Source organism: Paenibacillus nicotianae (genome assembly GCF_042681745.1).
Taxonomy (GTDB): Bacteria; Bacillota; Bacilli; order Paenibacillales; family Paenibacillaceae; genus Saccharibacillus; species Saccharibacillus nicotianae.
The window spans coordinates 1-18,605 of sequence record NZ_JBHUGF010000011.1 but is presented as its reverse complement, the minus strand read 5'-3'; the positions used below and the strand labels follow the sequence as shown (position 1 = coordinate 18,605).

General features: G+C 38.7%; 15 protein-coding genes. 8 read left to right on the top strand and 7 right to left on the bottom strand.

Annotated elements, in window-relative coordinates; all coding sequences use genetic code 11:
- Positions 1 to 120 precede the first annotated feature (120 nt).
- The 7 genes from rsmG to rpmH all read right to left on the bottom strand — a co-directional run bounded on the left by rsmG (position 121) and on the right by rpmH (position 6,816).
- Positions 121 to 843, bottom strand: a complete 723-nt coding sequence (gene rsmG, locus ACFSGI_RS18770) for a 16S rRNA (guanine(527)-N(7))-methyltransferase RsmG (protein WP_204825744.1) — start codon at positions 841 to 843, stop codon at positions 121 to 123.
- Between the two features lie 3 nt (positions 844 to 846).
- Complete coding sequence (gene mnmG / locus ACFSGI_RS18765; protein ID WP_204825743.1) at positions 847 to 2,733, bottom strand: tRNA uridine-5-carboxymethylaminomethyl(34) synthesis enzyme MnmG; 1,887 nt, start codon at positions 2,731 to 2,733, stop codon at positions 847 to 849.
- A 197-nt stretch (positions 2,734 to 2,930) separates the two neighbouring features.
- Positions 2,931 to 4,307, bottom strand: coding sequence for a tRNA uridine-5-carboxymethylaminomethyl(34) synthesis GTPase MnmE (gene mnmE / locus ACFSGI_RS18760; protein WP_204825742.1), 1,377 nt, complete (start codon positions 4,305 to 4,307; stop codon positions 2,931 to 2,933).
- 112 nt (positions 4,308 to 4,419) lie between these two features.
- The gene (gene jag, locus ACFSGI_RS18755; protein WP_204825741.1) at positions 4,420 to 5,154 is read right to left on the bottom strand and encodes an RNA-binding cell elongation regulator Jag/EloR; all 735 of its coding nucleotides are present in this window, start codon (positions 5,152 to 5,154) and stop codon (positions 4,420 to 4,422) included.
- A gap of 113 nt (positions 5,155 to 5,267) precedes the next feature.
- Entirely contained in the window at positions 5,268 to 6,131 is an 864-nt protein-coding gene (locus ACFSGI_RS18750; RefSeq protein WP_204825740.1) for a YidC/Oxa1 family membrane protein insertase, read from the bottom strand.
- Between the two features lie 76 nt (positions 6,132 to 6,207).
- Positions 6,208 to 6,558, bottom strand: a complete 351-nt coding sequence (rnpA, locus tag ACFSGI_RS18745; protein ID WP_204825739.1) for a ribonuclease P protein component — start codon at positions 6,556 to 6,558, stop codon at positions 6,208 to 6,210.
- Between the two features lie 123 nt (positions 6,559 to 6,681).
- Positions 6,682 to 6,816, bottom strand: coding sequence for a 50S ribosomal protein L34 (gene rpmH / locus ACFSGI_RS18740; protein WP_069326378.1), 135 nt, complete (start codon positions 6,814 to 6,816; stop codon positions 6,682 to 6,684).
- 664 nt (positions 6,817 to 7,480) lie between these two features.
- Here rpmH and dnaA point away from each other — a divergent pair.
- From dnaA to ACFSGI_RS18700, 8 genes are all read left to right on the top strand, one after another.
- On the top strand, positions 7,481 to 8,833 hold the full coding sequence (gene dnaA, locus ACFSGI_RS18735; RefSeq protein WP_069326377.1) for a chromosomal replication initiator protein DnaA: 1,353 nt from the start codon (positions 7,481 to 7,483) through the stop codon (positions 8,831 to 8,833).
- A 209-nt stretch (positions 8,834 to 9,042) separates the two neighbouring features.
- Complete coding sequence (gene dnaN / locus ACFSGI_RS18730) at positions 9,043 to 10,185, top strand: DNA polymerase III subunit beta (RefSeq protein WP_069326376.1); 1,143 nt, start codon at positions 9,043 to 9,045, stop codon at positions 10,183 to 10,185.
- A 149-nt stretch (positions 10,186 to 10,334) separates the two neighbouring features.
- Positions 10,335 to 10,553 carry a S4 domain-containing protein YaaA gene (yaaA, locus tag ACFSGI_RS18725; RefSeq protein ID WP_204825738.1) on the top strand — a complete coding sequence of 73 codons (219 nt, stop codon included), beginning with the start codon at positions 10,335 to 10,337 and terminating at the stop codon, positions 10,551 to 10,553.
- Between the two features lie 17 nt (positions 10,554 to 10,570).
- Positions 10,571 to 11,683, top strand: a complete 1,113-nt coding sequence (recF, locus tag ACFSGI_RS18720; RefSeq protein ID WP_204825737.1) for a DNA replication/repair protein RecF — start codon at positions 10,571 to 10,573, stop codon at positions 11,681 to 11,683.
- Positions 11,684 to 11,698: 15 nt separating this feature from the next.
- Positions 11,699 to 11,950 carry an extracellular matrix regulator RemB gene (gene remB / locus ACFSGI_RS18715; RefSeq protein WP_069326373.1) on the top strand — a complete coding sequence of 84 codons (252 nt, stop codon included), beginning with the start codon at positions 11,699 to 11,701 and terminating at the stop codon, positions 11,948 to 11,950.
- A gap of 51 nt (positions 11,951 to 12,001) precedes the next feature.
- Complete coding sequence (gene gyrB / locus ACFSGI_RS18710; protein WP_204825736.1) at positions 12,002 to 13,921, top strand: DNA topoisomerase (ATP-hydrolyzing) subunit B; 1,920 nt, start codon at positions 12,002 to 12,004, stop codon at positions 13,919 to 13,921.
- Between the two features lie 314 nt (positions 13,922 to 14,235).
- Complete coding sequence (gene gyrA / locus ACFSGI_RS18705; protein ID WP_204825735.1) at positions 14,236 to 16,785, top strand: DNA gyrase subunit A; 2,550 nt, start codon at positions 14,236 to 14,238, stop codon at positions 16,783 to 16,785.
- A 250-nt stretch (positions 16,786 to 17,035) separates the two neighbouring features.
- Positions 17,036 to 18,142, top strand: a complete 1,107-nt coding sequence (locus ACFSGI_RS18700; protein ID WP_204825734.1) for an HD-GYP domain-containing protein — start codon at positions 17,036 to 17,038, stop codon at positions 18,140 to 18,142.
- Positions 18,143 to 18,605 lie beyond the last annotated feature (463 nt).

Here is an 18,605-nt window from a genome sequence, read left to right as displayed (position 1 = left end):
AAAATTATGGCAATCTATATTCAAACATAACAAAAAGTTGTACAGCATGTTCCACGTGAAACAATGCTATACAACTTTTGTCTACAGACTATTTTAGTGATGATCATTCATATCAATATCTTAACCTAATGGTTCTTTCATCGGTGTACCTGCTTTACGTGGATACTTAGCTGGTGTAGCCGCTTCTTTAGTAATTAAAATAATATGACGATCTGATTGTTCTACTGGCAATTGGAAATGATGAACTTCACGAACTTTTCCTTTTAACAATCCTAGACTGCGAAAAGCATGCTGAATTTCTTCAGCAGGATCAATCCCTTTCATCGCTGCAAATGTACCGCCTGTTTTGACGAATGGTAAGCAAAATTCATTCAGCACAGAAAGCTTAGCAACCGCTCTAGCTGTTACTAGATCATGATGATCACGATACCCTTCCTTTTGTCCCCACTCTTCTGCGCGTCCATGAATCAATTCGACATCTTGTAGCCCCAGACGATTCACTACACTTTGCAAAAATTGAATCCGTTTGTTGAGCGAATCGATAATTCGAAGCTTGATATGTGGAAACATAATTTTAAGCGGAATACCTGGAAATCCAGCACCTGATCCGATATCAGCAAGTGTCTGTATTTCATTCAGATCCATATAAAAAGCAAGGGAAATCGAATCATAAAAATGCTTGTTATACACTTGATCTCGTTCCGTAATACCGGTCAAATTCATTTTTTCATTCCACGTAATCAACTCTTGATAATAACCTTCAAATTGTTCTAATTGTTGCTCATTGATTGTAATATTTTGTGCTGCTAATGTTTCGGTAAAATGCTGTTGAATTGAATCCATTCCTTACCCCCGTGCTGCGGTTACCCGATTATAGTGTTCCAGATACACAAGTAGAACTGAAATATCTGCTGGTGTTACTCCTGAAATACGCGAAGCTTGTCCGATCGATAAAGGACGGATTTTAGCCATTTTTTGTTGGGCTTCTGTTGCTAATCCTTTAACTTCTTCATAGACAATCGTTTCAGGCAATTTCTTTTGTTCCATTTTTTTCAGACGTTCGACATGAGATTGTTGTTTTTCAATATAACCTGCATATTTGATCTGAATTTCAACTTGCTCTTTCATATCTTCTGTTAATGGTTCAGGCGAAGGTGAGACTGCTTCGATAATACTATATGATACTTCTGGACGACGAAGCACTGTTAATAAATCTACACCGTTTTGTAGTGCCGAAGAATCGATTGTTGCTAACAATTCATTGATCTCTACAGGTTTTACTTTTGTTTTGCTTAGACGTTGAATCTCTTGTTCTACTTTCGCTTTTTTATCCAAAAACTTCTGATAGCGATCTTCTTTTACTAGACCAATATCATGTCCGATTTCGGTCAAACGCATATCGGCATTATCATGACGAAGCAATAAGCGATATTCTGCACGAGAAGTAAGTAGACGATAAGGTTCGTTAGTTCCTTTGGTCACTAGATCATCGATCAATACACCGATATATCCTTGTGAACGATCTAATACAACGCCTTCTTTACCTTGTGCTTTGCGCGCAGCATTAATTCCAGCCATAATCCCTTGACCTGCTGCTTCTTCATAACCGGATGTACCGTTAATTTGTCCGGCTGTAAACAATCCAGGCATTTGTTTGGTTTCAAGTGTAGGCCACAATTGGGTAGGCACCATAGCATCATATTCGATTGCATATCCGTTACGCATCATTTCTACTTTTTCCAGTCCAGGAATCGAGCGCAATACTTGCAACTGCACTTCTTCAGGTAGACTGGTAGACAGACCTTGTACATAATATTCCGACGTATTTTTACCTTCAGGTTCTAAGAAAATCTGGTGTTTCGGTTTATCGCTAAAGCGAACAATTTTATCTTCAATAGACGGACAATAACGAGGGCCTGTTCCTTCGATCATCCCCGAGAACATCGGCGCACGATGAAGATTGTCGCTAATAATCTGATGCGTTTCTAAAGAAGTATATGTTAACCAGCAAGGCATTTGCTCATTGCTTGACGATTCCGTTTCATAAGAGAAAAATTTAACTTTATCATCACCTGGTTGAATCTCTGTTTTGGAAAAATCAATACTATCACGATGTATACGTGGTGGCGTACCTGTTTTAAAACGTACCAATTCAAAACCTAACTCTTTCAAATGTTCTGACAATTTGATCGAAGGTTGTTGATTGTTGGGCCCACTTTCATAAGCCAGTTCACCCATAATCACTTTACCACGTAAATACGTGCCTGTTGTCAATACGATCGATTTCCCTTTGTACGTTGTTCCAGTCTTAGTGATCACTCCTGTACAATGTCCATCTTCTACGATCAGACGCTCTACCATACCTTGACGAAGTGTCAAATTAGGTTCTTCTTCCATCGTTTCTTTCATCGTATGCTGATAAGAAAATTTGTCTGCTTGTGCACGTAGTGCATGTACAGCAGGTCCTTTTGCTGTATTTAACATCCGCATTTGGATAAACGTTTTATCGATATTGCGTCCCATTTCGCCGCCAAGAGCATCGATTTCACGTACTACATGCCCTTTAGCCGGGCCACCTATTGAAGGATTACATGGCATAAATGCCACCATATCCAGATTAATCGTAATCATCAATGTACTGCATCCCATACGTGCTGCCGCCAGTGCTGATTCACAACCTGCATGCCCTGCACCGATTACAATAACATCATATTCTCCACCCATATATGTCATGGAGTGTACCTCCTCTATATTTCAAGTCGTACAGTCTTCCTGCACAACTAAACATTATATTATTTATAGCTCAAGTCATTATTGTTCATGTTCAAGCCTACACTCAAGTATATCGTAAAACAACCGCACTCATGTGATAAAATCGTAAATTTAACGCAATTTTTAAATGTTTATGTCACAAAACCCTGTATACCTACTTATTTTCCAAGACAAAATTGAGAGAAAATTTGATCAATCAACGAATCTGGAGCCGAATCCCCGATAATTTCCCCTAATTGTTCCCACGCTAGACGAACATCAATTTGAATCAAATCGATCGGAATCATTTCATCAGACGCTTGATATGCATCTTGTAACGAACGTTTCGCTTGTTTGAGCAACGCAATATGTCGCACATTACTTACATACGTCAGATCAGCCGATTCTAATTTACCTCCAAAAAATAACGTGGAGATCGCTTCTTCTAACTTATCAATACCTTTTTGCTCTTTAACAGACATCGTTACAATACTTTCTTTCGGGAAATACTCTTCCAACTTCACCAGATCCAACTGACGATACAGATCCATTTTATTCACAATAATAATAACCTGACGATCTTTCAATTGTTCTAATAACTGAATTTCATCTTCGTGTAGCGCTTCATTGTGATTCAGTACCAGTAAGATCAGATCGGCTTCGCTTACAGCAGTGCGGGAACGTTCAACCCCAATTTTTTCAACAACATCAATCGTTTCCCGAATCCCTGCGGTATCCAGCAATTTCAAAGGAATATTGTTGATCGTAACAAATTCTTCGATCACGTCACGAGTCGTACCTGGAATATCAGTGACAATAGCGCGGTTATCTTGCGCTAACGTATTTAACAGTGAAGATTTACCTACATTCGGTCGCCCTACAATCGCTGTAGTGATCCCTTCACGCAGAATCTTACCTTCATTAGCGGTACGTAACAATTCATCAATACCACCGATTACTTCCATTGATTTTTGTTTGATAAAATCAGAAGTCACCGATTCTACATCATGTTCAGGATAATCGATATTCACTTCGATATGAGCAACCATTTCGATTAATATTTGTTGTAATGGTTTGATCTGCCGTGATAGCTTCCCTTCTACCTGACGCAATGCCACCGAAAAAGCTTTGTCTGATTTGGAACGAATCAAATCGATTACACCTTCAGCTTGCGACAAATCGATCCGCCCATTTAAAAAAGCACGTTTGGTAAATTCTCCTGGTTCTGCGATACGAATCTGTTGTTGCAGTAGAAGCTCCATCAGGCGACGTACAGATACCACTCCACCATGAGAACTGATTTCAACAACATCTTCAGTCGTAAATGAACGAGGAGCACGCATAATCGTTACCAGTACTTCTTCCATTTTTTCGCCGGAATCAGGGTCAATAATATAACCGTAATGTACTGTATGACTATCGGCATCCACTAATTTTTGTTTGCCTCGAAAAAGTTGATCGACTTCTCCAATCGACTGCGGTCCACTGACACGAATAACTGCTATCCCGGCTTCTCCGACAGCAGTAGATATAGCAGCAATAGTATCACTTATCATAATAATTACTCACCTTTCTTTCTCCAAAATTAAAATCAATATACTTCCAACTAAATAAAAAGCAATGATCTTCTGCCGAAAAGGCAAAAAATCATTGCATGACGTTTACTCATTATCGAAGTGTAATCACTACACGGCGATTAGGTTCTTCGCCTTTACTGATCGTTTTCACACGAGCATGGTTTTGAAGTTTGGCATGAATCACTTTGCGTTCTTGCGAAGACATAGGTTCCAGTACCACTTCTTTTCCACTACGAATTACTCTACCTGCCAAACGATCTGCTAAATCTTCTAATGTTTTCCGGCGACGTTCGCGGAAATTTTCAGCATCTAACAAAATGCGTACATATTTGTCTGAATAGCGATTTGCTACAATATTTACTAGATATTGAAGAGCATCTAAAGTTTGACCACGGCGACCTATTAATAGCCCCAGATCACTACCCGAGATATTCATCGTATATCCATCTCGATTGCGCTTAATATCAACTTCCAATTCAAGACCTATACTTTGACCGACTTCTTTGACGAACTGTATCGCTTCATCATGAGAAAGAGTAGATGCACTGCCTTCCTTGTCTGCTATCTCTGTAGTTGATGGAGAGGCAGTAGAACGATCTTCCAGGGAGACAGGGACAGCAGGGCTAGAAGGAATCTGCACAGTCGGCTTAGATGACAACAGTGTCAATTCTACTTTGGCAGGTTTCGCTCCAAATAGACCCAGGAATCCTTTTGACGGCTGTTGCAATATTTGCACTTGCACTTGTTCCTTACTCGCGTTTAGACGGGTAAGCCCTTCTGCTATAGCATCATCAATGGTTTTTCCAGACGTAATGACTGTGGTCATTTCGAAATTGGGCCCTCCCTTGTGGTGCTCAGAATGTAAAAACGATAGATCTATAATACGTTATATCTATAGGTAGAACGCTGCCCCGGGGAACAGCGCTCCAATAGAATTTTTTAACGACGTTTCTTTTTCGACTTTTTCTTGTTACGAGCTTTGTTGTTAGCAATTTTGCGAGCAGCACTTGTTGTATCTGTAACTGCACCAAGATCAGTAACCACTGTATTTTTGTTACGATACAAGAAATAATTCTGTACGATTGTGTAAATATTACTGTATACCCAGTACAGCGGAAGTGCTGATGGGAATTGATAAGACATGACGAAAATGATGATTGGATACATATACATCATAATTTTCATAGGCCCCTGCATTTGCGCCGGGTTCATACTCATCATCATTTTAGTTTGAAGGAATGTGGTGATTGCAGCGATAACCGGCAAAATAAACCATTTATCCGGTTCACCTAATTGTAACCATAAAAACGTATGCTCACGAAGCCCTGTGTTATAAATAATCGCATTATACAAAGCGATAAAAACAGGCATTTGAATAATCAATGGTAAACAGCCGGCAGCCGGGTTAACCTGATTTTCCTGGAATAACTTCATTGTTTCAGCTTGTTGTCTTTGTGGATCGTCTTTGTATTCTTCGCGCAATTTCTGTAATTGCGGTTGAATTGCTTGCATTGCTTTAGAACTTTTGACTTGTTTTAACGTCAATGGCAAAATTAATGTACGTACGATAAGCACCAGAACCAAAACCGCCAGACCATATTCTCCGCCAAACCAATCAGCGAAAGTGTCTAAAGCGTAGGCAAACCAGTACACGACGTAACGTTGCCACCAACCTCCGTTCTGTAAATCCTCTGTCGAATGCGTTGCCATATTAGTCGGTGTACAACCTGCTAAAATAGCCATCATCAATCCGGCAGCTATGAGGAGCATCCATCTTCCTCTGCGAATCTTCAATAACGACACTTCAAAACCCCTCTCTTAGCCATTCCATTTCCCTGCAAATCATACCATATTTAGCAACACAAATAAACTGAAAGCACTACCGTTGTGAACGCTTAATTAAAGAAGATTTGCGTAGGACGTGGAGGATACTTTTTTCAAGCTCCTTATATTGTAGAGAAAGTGCACCTTTGCGTACGATAAATACCATATCGATCTGCGGTACAATCTCAGCAGCATGATGACGTACAATTTCCTTCACTATACGACGCATCCGATTACGGACAACTGCATTCCCTACCTTTTTACTGACAGACACACCCATCCGAAATTGTTCAATATCTTTTTTATGAAACCAATACACCACAAATTGATGGTTTGCAAAAGAACGACCATGACGGTATACACGGCTGAAATCTGCTCGGTTCCGTAAACGCAGTTTTTTTTGCACCGTAATGTCCCCTTAATTTCAAAACGAGAATAGTAGACTTCTTTATATATAGTAAATTAAAATTTTTTTATCATTATTTTGAGTGTAAAGAAAAAAAGACCACCGCAGTGGTCTTAAAGTAATTTACGCGCTTAGGACTTTTCTGCCTTTAAGGCGACGAGCCGCCAGCACTTTACGGCCATTTTTAGTACTCATTCTTTTACGGAATCCGTGTACTTTACTACGTTTTCTTACGTTAGGTCTGAATGTTGGTCTCATATTGTGCACCTCCTTGCAGGAAATCTATATTCCATATTTAATTGGTTCTATTCACATAAAAATTCCCTTATACATTTAAACACGAAATGTCTATATAAGTCAATGAAATTTCATTTATTACATTTGTACATTTTTCTCTATATGTAGAAAGAGGGAATATACAACAAAGATTCTTTTAATTCACAACGTTTACTTTCAAACAAAAAAACACCTCGTTTTTGGGTTTATCCACAGGGTTCTTTTCCTGCTCTTTTTTCCACAGTTATACACTTTCTAAAAATCTGCCTGTGTATAATTCAAAAATTTTTCCACAACCAAAAAGTTTGTTCCAAACAATTTATAAACAATATCTAGTGGTGTGCATAAGTTTTATACACAACAGATTGAATTTGTGGATAAATTATCGGTTTTCGTTGAAATAAAGGGTTCTTTTTGGTATTATTATATTGTTTTTGACTGTGAATAGATTATTCTAACCTAAAAATTATCAACAGCCTGTGGATAAAGTTGTGAACAATTTCTTCTTATCCTTTTTTTAGTTTATCCACCTTCTGGTATTCTGGGGATAATTCTACGCCATTCATTATAATTATCATTTTCAATATTTCCGATATCCGCGCATGGCTTCAGCCACACATTGGAAGTTTAAAAGGAGTGACAGTCTGTGGACAGCCATACTTCCGAATTATGGCAGCAAATATTATCCATTATTCAAACAAAGCTGAGTAAGCCTAGCTTTGACACCTGGTTCAAAGCAACCAAAGCGCTGACTTTTACCGAGAACTCGATTGTAATTTCAGCACCAACCACTTTTGCTGTAGAATGGCTGGAAAGCCGGTATACCAAATTGGTAAGTTCAACTGTTTTTGAATTTTTGGGAAGACAAGTAGATGTGAAGTTTGTGATCGAAGAAGCACTTCCTGAAGAGTCGCTTTTACCGGCACAGACTCAATCGCAACCTGCTATATCGATGCGAGAAGAACCACTTGCTAATATGCTGAACACCAAATATACGTTTGATACGTTTGTTATTGGTGCCGGTAATCGCTTTGCGCATGCTGCTTCATTAGCAGTAGCCGAAGCACCTGCCAAAGCATATAACCCATTATTTTTGTACGGTGGCGTAGGACTGGGCAAAACTCATCTAATGCACGCAATCGGACATTATATTTTGGAACATAATCCAAACAGCAAAGTGGTATACATTTCTTCCGAGAAATTTACTAACGAATTTATTAACGCTATTCGTGACAACCGCGGGGAAAGTTTCCGCAACAAATACCGCAATATTGATATTTTGCTGATCGATGATATTCAATTTTTAGCGGGCAAAGAACAGACGCAAGAAGAATTTTTCCATACGTTTAATGCACTGCATGAAGAACGTAAACAGATCATTATTTCTAGTGATCGCCCGCCAAAAGAGATTCCAACACTTGAAGAAAGACTTCGTTCTCGGTTTGAATGGGGATTGATTACAGATATTCAACCTCCAGATCTAGAGACGCGTATCGCTATTTTGCGGAAAAAAGCGAAAGCGGAGAATTTAGATATTCCGAATGAAGCGATGGTCTATATTGCTAATCAAATAGATACGAATATTCGCGAACTAGAAGGTGCTTTGATTCGTGTTGTCGCTTATTCGTCACTAACCAATCAAGATGTTACTTCTCATCTCGCTGCTGAAGCACTCAAAGATATTATTCCGTCCAGCCGTCCACGAATGATTACCATTCAGGATATTCAACAAAAAGTTGGCGAATTTTATAATTTGAAAATGGAAGATTTTAAAGCGCGTAAAAGAACCAAAGCAGTGGCATATCCACGTCAAATTGCGATGTATTTATCGCGAGAATTAACAGATTATTCTCTGCCTAAGATCGGTGAAGCTTTCGGGGGACGAGATCACACTACCGTTATCCATGCGCATGAGAAAATTTCTAGAACGCTTAAGATTGATCAGGAGTTGTTCAAAGTTGTGAATAACTTAACGGAAAAGATTAAAAATCCATCCTGAATAAGTCACAAGCCTATACACAATCTATACACATGTGGATAGGCTTACTTACACGTGGGTTTGAAGGGGTTATCCACATATCCACTGCCCCTACTACGATTACTATAAAGATTTATATATATTCTTCTTATAAAAACACGTTCTGAAATTTATCAAATGACTTCAAACATTTGTGATAAAGATGAACCTTGCTGATTAGGAGTGAAACCATGAAGATCCAAATTTCCAAAAGTTATTTGAATGAATCGATACAACATGTTTCCAAAGCTATTTCTAGCCGTACAACAATCCCTATTTTGACAGGTATCAAATTTGATGTTTCGTATACAGGTGTCACATTAACTGCAAGTGATACTGATATTTCGATCCAATCGTTTATCCCTGCGGAAGACAATGACAAAACTATCGTGCAAATCGATCGTGCAGGCAGCGTTGTTTTACCTGCTAAATTTTTCGTAGAAATTATCAAAAAACTTCCTTCTTCCGAAATCGAAATGGAAGTTCGCGATGGTTTCCAAACGTTTATTCGTTCTGGTGCTACCGATATCCAGCTTGTAGGACTAGATCCTGAAGAATTCCCTGTTCTTCCGAGCATCGAAGAAAATCAACAAATCTCTATTCCAGGCGATCTACTCAAAAATATGATCAAGCAGACTGCTTTTTCTATTTCTACACAAGAAACAACGCCTATTTTGACAGGGGTACTTTGGAATCTAAACGAAAGTGAACTCAAGTTCGTTGCTACTGACCGCCATCGGTTAGCAAGTCGTACTGTTCATATGAGCGAAGATACAGGAGTACGTTTTAGCAATGTGGTTATCGCTGGTAAAACGTTAAATGAATTAAGCAAAATTATTCCTGACCAAAACACATTATTAGATATCGTTGTTGCGGATAATCAGGTATTATTTAAAATTGATCGTGTTCTTTTCTATTCTCGTATACTGGACGGAACATACCCGGATACATCCAAAATTATCCCGACCAACTTCAAAACAGAAATCGTGATCGATACCAAAAAATTAGCTGATTCAATCGATCGTGCTTACTTGTTATCTCGCGAAGAAAAAACCAATATTGTGCGTATGCAAACATTGGACAATGGAGCAGTTGAAATTTCCTCTAGTTCTTCCGAGCTTGGTAAAGTAACCGAACAACTTGAAGTCTCTCGTTTTGAAGGTGAACCATTGCGTATCTCTTTCAACTCCAAATATATGTTGGATGTGCTAAAAGTAATCGAAAGTGAACAATTAGCGATTCAATTCACAGGGGTAATGAGCCCGATTATTATCAAACCGCAAGATGATAGCCGTAGTTTGTATATTATCCTGCCATACCGTACCACCAACTAATCCAATCATCTAAAACAAAGGATCAAATAAAATAGCCAGGTATTTTGCAACAAGTTCCTGATCATTTACAATCATGAGAACCGTTGATAAATACCTGGCTATTCATATCCACAACCTAGTTTGCTATACGAAAGGACGATACTTTTCACATGGAACATATCACTATATCCACAGAATATATTAAGCTTGATCAATTTTTGAAATTAGCAGGTTGTATATCCACAGGCGGCAGTGCCAAAGCTCTTTTACAAGAACAAATGGTACAGGTTAACGGAGAATTAGAAGAACGTCGCGGACGTAAATTGTATCCTGGGGATGAAGTCCAGGTGCAGGGAGAGGGCTCATACAAAGTACAAAGTGAACAATAATCTGGAGGAGCTCATCCATGTTTATTAACGAAGTCAGTCTGCAAAACTATCGCAATTATGATCATCTCCACCTGGATTCCTTCGCGGCTGTCAATTTGTTTATCGGGCAAAATGCTCAAGGCAAAACAAATTTGATCGAAGCTCTTTTCGTTCTGGCACTTTCCAAATCTCATCGAACCAATAAAGATAAAGAACTGATTGCTTTTCATGCAGAACAAGCTCGAATTACATGTGAAGCTGAAAAAAAATACGGTAAAGTCAAATTAGAGTTAAACTTTACGAATAAAGGCAAACGTGCTAAAATCAACGGTCTGGAACAACGCAAATTAAGTGAATTTGTGGGAACGATCAATGCGGTGATGTTTGCACCAGAAGATTTAGAAATTGTGAAAGGATCTCCTGGAGTACGTCGCCGTTTTTTAGATATGGAGATTGGTCAAGTTCAACCAAGCTATCTTTTCCATTTGCAGCAATACCAGAAAATTTTAATCCAGCGTAACAATTATTTAAAACAAGCTTGGAGCGCCGGATCTAAAGATTCTACTATGCTGGATATTTGGAATGAGCAGTTAGTTGAACATGGCGTCAAAATTATCAAAAAACGAAAACAGTTTATCCACAAGCTTCAAGGCTGGGCAGAAACTATCCACATGGGGATAACTGGTGGCAAAGAGAATTTGATTCTTTCGTATGTCCCTTCGTTTGGCACGGCTGATGAGGAAGATGAAGCTGTCTTATTTGAGCAATTTATGGTAAAATTATCACAAGTGAAAGAACAGGAATATCGTCGTGGAGTAACACTTGCAGGTCCACATCGTGATGATCTAACTTTTCATATCAATGGCAATGAAGCAGCTGTTTTTGGTTCTCAGGGACAACAGCGTACAACCGCCCTGTCATTGAAGTTAGCAGAGATCGAATTGATACGTGAAGAAATTGGAGAATACCCTATTCTTTTGCTAGACGATGTTTTATCTGAACTGGATCCTTATCGTCAGACACAACTGATCGAGACTTTTCAAGGTAAAGTACAGACATTTATTACAGCAACCGGAATCGAAAGTTTAAATACAGAGCGTCTTAAAGAAGCTCAGATTTTCCATGTCCATCAAGGACACGTTGAGAAGTAGGGAGGACTACAGACTATGTATATTCACTTGGGCGGCGAGAAGATTATCCGTTCCTCGGAGCTTGTCGCGATTTTTGATATATCGATCGAAAAGTCTTCCAAAATTTCTAAGCAATTTGTAAATAATGCTCTTGAAAATAAAAAAGTAGAGTCGATTGGTGAAGAAGAACCCAAGTCGATCGTAGTCACGAAAAACAAAGTGTACTACTCTCCTATTTCTTCCTCGACGCTCAAAAAACGAGCAAATAGTTTTTTTGTTAATGCATGAACGCAGTTGTAGATATAGCTGCCTGAAATTATAGAAGTAGGTGAAAATCGCATGTCTATGAATCAACCGGCTTATGATGCGAGCCAGATACAGGTACTTGAAGGACTAGAAGCGGTTCGCAAGCGTCCGGGTATGTACATTGGATCCACAAGCTCTAAGGGTCTTCATCACTTGGTTTGGGAAGTCGTAGATAACAGTATCGATGAAGCACTTGCAGGTCATTGTGATCATATTGAAGTGACTATTCACGAGAACAATAGTGTAACTGTTGTCGATAATGGACGTGGGATTCCTGTAGGAATAGAAGCCAAAACACAACGTTCTGCTTTAGAAGTCGTTATGACTGTTCTTCATGCCGGTGGTAAATTCGGTGGCGGAGGATACAAAGTATCAGGTGGTCTGCATGGTGTAGGTATCTCTGTTGTTAACGCCTTGTCTGAACATGTAAAAGTCGTTGTCAAAACAGAAGGCAAAATTCATCAACAAGAGTATATGCGTGGAGCTCCTCAGTACGATATCAAAGTGATCGGACAAATGGGAGAAGATGAAGATACAGGCACAACGGTTACATTCAAACCTGACTCTGAAATCTTTACAGAAACAACAATATTTGATTACGACACATTGCTGGGTAGAATTCGTGAATTAGCTTTTCTGAACAAAGGAATAGCGATGACGATTACAGACGAACGCACAGGTGTAACTAACACCTTTAAATACGAAGGCGGTATTATCGAGTATGTTCAATATTTGAACAAAAATCGTGAAGTGCTGAATGAACAACCGATTTATGTTGAAGGTTCACGCGATATGATTCAAGTTGAAGTGGCTTTGCAATATAACGAGAGCTATGCTGAGAATATTTATTCTTTTGCTAATAATATTAATACGCATGAAGGTGGTACGCACGAATCTGGATTCAAGAGTGCCTTAACACGTATTATTAATGATTATGCTCGTCGTAACGGATTGCTTAAAGACAACAACGGTAATCTAACTGGTGAAGATGTTCGTGAAGGATTAACAGCGATTATTTCTGTCAAAATTCCTGAACCTCAATTTGAAGGACAGACAAAGACGAAGCTAGGAAACAGTGAAGTTCGTGGGATTGTAGAATCTCTTTTCTCAGAGAAACTACAAGAATTTATGAACGAAAATCCTGCTGTTGCTCGTCGTGTGCTTGAAAAGTCTTTACAAGCATCTAGAGCGCGTGAAGCTGCTCGTAAAGCGCGTGAGTTAACTCGTCGTAAAAGTGTTCTAGAAGTAAGCGCATTGCCAGGTAAACTAGCAGATTGCTCTTCTAAAGACGCTTCGATCAGCGAATTGTACATTGTCGAAGGTGACTCTGCTGGTGGATCAGCGAAGCAAGGACGTGATCGTCACTTCCAAGCGATTTTGCCTTTACGTGGTAAAATTCTAAACGTTGAAAAAGCACGTTTGGATCGTATTCTAGGTAATGCTGAGATCAGAGCCATCATTACTGCACTAGGTACAGGTATCGGTGAAGAATTTGATCTTTCCAAAGCACGTTATCACAAAGTAATCATTATGACAGATGCTGATGTCGATGGTGCTCATATTCGTACACTGTTATTGACTTTCTTTTATCGCTATATGCGTCAACTACTGGAAGCAGGCTTTATTTATATCGCCCAACCACCTTTATTCAAAGTAGAACGCAACAAAACAGCCGTGTATGCTAACTCTGAAAAAGAGCGCGATGCGATTATTGCTGGCTTTGGCGAAAATGCGAAATTCAATGTTCAACGTTACAAAGGTTTGGGTGAGATGAATGCAACCCAACTTTGGGAAACAACGATGGACCCTGAAAGTCGTATCATGTTACAAGTAAGTATTCCTGATGCGATTTTGGCAGATACTATTTTTGATACGCTGATGGGTGATAACGTAGAACCGCGTCGTGACTTTATACAAGAACACGCTAAATACGTGACCAACCTTGATGTATAATCCTTATTATTTATCGATATAAAGATATAAATATGCAGTAGATAAAGAGCATCTTGTTATATACAGATGCTCTTTTATTTTTGTAGTCACTATATTTATAAAAGCTTTGAAAATCATGATGAAATACAGGACATTATCCAATAAAAATGGTATAATAAAGTGATGTAGTCGTAAGCATAGCTAGAGCGGACAACACAGTACAGAGTAGAAACTTTTAACCATATTCTGGCGACAAGAAACTTATTTTATACATTGTATAAGCAAGCATTTGTGCAAGCAAAACGAAGGCTGCAATAAGGGAGGTTAAGCTTAACATGGCGGAAGAAAAGATTTCGCAAATTAAAGATCGGGACATTGGTGTAGAAATGCGTGACTCCTTTATGGATTATGCAATGAGCATCATTGTAAGCCGGGCTTTGCCTGATGTACGTGACGGTTTGAAACCTGTGCATCGGCGTATATTATTTGCCATGTCAGAGCTTGGGATGGCTCCAGATAAACCGTATAAGAAATCAGCAAGAATCGTTGGTGAAGTTATTGGTAAGTATCACCCTCATGGTGATTCTGCAGTATACGAAACAATGGTACGGATGGCGCAAGATTTCTCTATGCGTTATATGTTAGTGGATGGTCATGGTAACTTTGGATCGATCGATGGCGATATGGCAGCAGCAATGCGTTATACCGAAGCTCGTTTATCCAAAATTGCGATGGAAATGTTACGTGATATCAACAAAGAAACAATCGACTTTGCACCTAACTATGATGGTGAAGAAAAAGAGCCTATCGTTTTACCAGCTCGTTATCCTAACTTATTGGTCAATGGTGTATCCGGTATCGCTGTTGGTATGGCTACCAATATTCCTCCGCATAATTTAGGCGAAGTAATAGATGGTGTACAAGCGATGATCCAGAATCCAGAGATTACTTCGATGGAACTGATGGATTATATTCAGGGGCCTGATTTCCCAACCTCTGGTTATATTTTAGGACGTTCCGGTATTCGTCAAGCATATCAAACAGGTCGTGGATCGGTAACGATGCGTGCCAAAGCAACAATCGAAGAAAATAACAACAAAGCACGTATTGTTGTTAATGAATTGCCTTACCAGGTCAACAAAGCTCGTTTGGTAGAGAAAATTGCTGAACTGGTACGTGAAAAAAGAATCGAAGGCATTACCGATCTACGTGATGAATCTGACCGTAACGGTATGCGTGTCGTTATCGAACTACGTCGTGATGTTAATCCAAGCGTAGTGTTGAATAACTTGTACAAACACACAGCGATGCAATCTACATTTGGTGTGAATATGCTAGCTATCGTTAACAATGAACCTAAATTGCTAACTTTACGTGAAGTGCTACATCACTATATTCAACATCAGATCGAAGTGATTCGTCGCCGTACACAATACGATCTCAAAAAAGCAGAAGCACGCGCTCATATTTTAGATGGTTTGCGTGTAGCTCTAGATAATCTAGATGAAGTTATCCGTATGATTCGTGCATCCAATACAAGCGATGTAGCTCGTGAAAGTCTAATAGAGCGTTTTTCTCTTAGCCTAGAACAAGCACAAGCGATTATGGATATGCGTCTACAACGTTTAACAGGACTAGAACGTGAGAAAATCGAGAATGAATACAATGAATTATTAGTTAAAATTGCTGAATATCGCGAAATTTTGGCTAATGAAGAATTGGTGCTCGAAATTATCAGTACAGAGCTCAATGAAATCAAAGAACGTTTTGGTGATGAGCGCCGTACAGAAATCACAGTTGGCGAAGAAAGTATTCTGGATGAAGATTTGATACCGAAAGAAGAAGTTATTGTAACAATAACTCATACAGGCTATATCAAACGCTCACCAGTTACTACATTCCGTAGCCAAAAACGTGGTGGACGCGGTGTCATTGGGATGGATATGAAAGATACTGACTTTGTACAGCATCTATTTGTAACCAACTCTCATAATCATCTGCTATTCTTTACTGATAAAGGTAAAGTATACCGCATCAAAGCCTATGAGATTCCTGAGTTGGGTCGTACAGCTCGCGGAACACCGGTAATCAACTTGATTCAGATTGAACAAGGAGAATCGGTGAACGCAGTCATTTCGGTAGAGCAATTTGAAGGAGATCAACATCTATTCTTTGCAACCAAGCAAGGGGTCGTGAAAAAAACGCGTCTGGATGATTACACCAATATCCGTAAAGGCGGTCTGATTGCGATCAATATGCGTGAAGATGACGAGTTGATTGAAGTTAAATTAACAGATGGACAACAAGAAATTATTATGGGGACTTCTTATGGTATGTCTATTCGTTTCTCTGAAGCCAATGTTCGTCCGATGGGCCGTAGTGCAACAGGGGTAAAAGGGATTACGCTAGATGAAGGCGATGCTGTTATTGGTATGGATATCGTCGATGATGATCAGAAAGTATTGATTGTTACATCTAAAGGTTACGGTAAACGTACACCGGGTTCTGACTACCGTATTCAGACACGCGGTGGTAAAGGAATCAAAACGATGAATGTAACCGACAAAAATGGTAACTTAGCAGGTCTGAAAGTAGTTAAAGACGAGGAAGACCTAATGATTATCACAACAAGCGGAACATTGATTCGGATGGATATTGAAGGAATCTCTACAATGGGACGTAACACACAGGGTGTCAAACTGATTCATATTCGTGATGAAGACTCTGTAGCTACGATCTGTCGTACAGACAAAAACGAAGAAGACGAGTCACCAGACGATGAAGTATTTGCTGAAGATGCTATAGGTAGTACACAAGAGCAAGATGCTGTGCAACCGAGCACCGAGCAAGAACTCGCTGTCGACGATACAGACGAAGCAGAATAAGATATTGTAAGTACTACGAAATACAAAGAGAACTTTCTGAAAAGGAAGTTCTCTTTTTTATAGTATAGATCAAAAAAAATAGTTAAGAAGTTTACTAAATTAGATTGAAGAAATAACATATAACGCATATAATAAGTCTAAGTAATCAAGTCTTTAGTCCCTATTTTGTACATAAATTTTTAGAACTAGCGAAAAATGCAAAATAAGATCTAAAAGTTTTTAGTATCTTGAATAGAGCGAGGTTAATCCAATGCCAGCGATATTAATTGATGATGTAACACCAGGCGTACGTATTACACACGATGTATTCACAACTCAGGGCAATTTGCTTTTTCCTAAAGGCAAAACTGTTATGCCCAAAGACATAGAAATTTTACGTGCTTTTTTAATAGAAGAAATTAATAACGGCAAAACGTCAAAAGAAGACACGATCGCTTCTGCTGCTGAATCGAATGCATCCAATGAAATAGGAGCAAAAGTAAAAGCATTACAAAAAGTATTATCTTTTGAAAAAGACTATGAAAAGATGATTAATTTACTCAAAAATGTATTTCGTAATATCACAGCTATAGAGATTCCTATTTTAGAATTACGCGTTCAACTAGAAAAGTTATTACAATATAGTAGAGAATATAATGTATTGACCTTTTATCCAAAAGGTATGAATAAGCAAGATTACTGGTACCACAATGCCGTATTAACAGGACTCACTTCGTACAAAATTGCTAAATGGTTAGGGCTTCCCGCTAATGAAGGAATGCAAGTTGCTTTTGCAGGGCTTTTCCATGATATCGGTAATGCCAAAATCGATTTGGATATTTTACAAAAGCCCTCTACATTAACATCTACAGAAGTCGAAGAAATACGTCGACACACGATGTACGGCTACGAACTCCTCAAAAACGTTAAAGGTATCAGTGAAGGAGTACGTCTAGCAGCACTACAACATCACGAGAAAGTAGATGGATCAGGGTATCCACTTCGTCTACAGGCTGATCAGATTCATATCTATGCCAAAATTGTCGGAGTCGCTGATATATTTCATGCGATGACTCTTTCCAAAACGTACAGTCAAGCTCAATCGCCATATCTTGTTCTAGAACAGATCGATTCTGAAGCATTTGGCAAATTAGATCCCAAAATTGTAACTACATTTATCAGCAAAGTAACCCAGTTCCATAATGGAACAATGGTTCGTCTAAGTAATGGTCTAATAGGAGAAATTATTTTCTCTGATCGTTCACATCCTACACGTCCGCTTGTATCTGTAGATGGCAGCATCTACAACTTAATAGAAAAGCGCCAACTCTTTATACAAGAAATTATTAAAAGAAAAGAAGTACTTCAAAAAAGTTAAATAACATCTATACCATATATAGATAAAAGATATCTTCTTAATAGAAGATATCTTTAAAAAGAGGGTAGTTCGTTTGCTGTAATCAGAAAGCAAATGAACTACCCTTTTATCTATATAAAAGAAAGACAACAAACACAGTAAAATCATAAGCAAAAAGCCAATATTACAAGCTTATAAATAATATTATTATATTCTCAAAAAAAGTGTTGACTATCTAATACGATACATGATATATTATAAAAGTTGTCACGAACGAACGACAACACAAGCAAAACATCATACGAAAACAACTTGAAAAAACACTTCAAAAAAAGTGCTTGCCAAGTGGTTGATAACATGATATGATATAAAAGTTGTCACCGAGAAACACAGACAACAACAAACGAAATGTTTGATCTTTGAAAACTGAACAACGAGTGAGTAAAACAAAGGTCTTAGCCGACCTTTACAAAATAGAGAACTT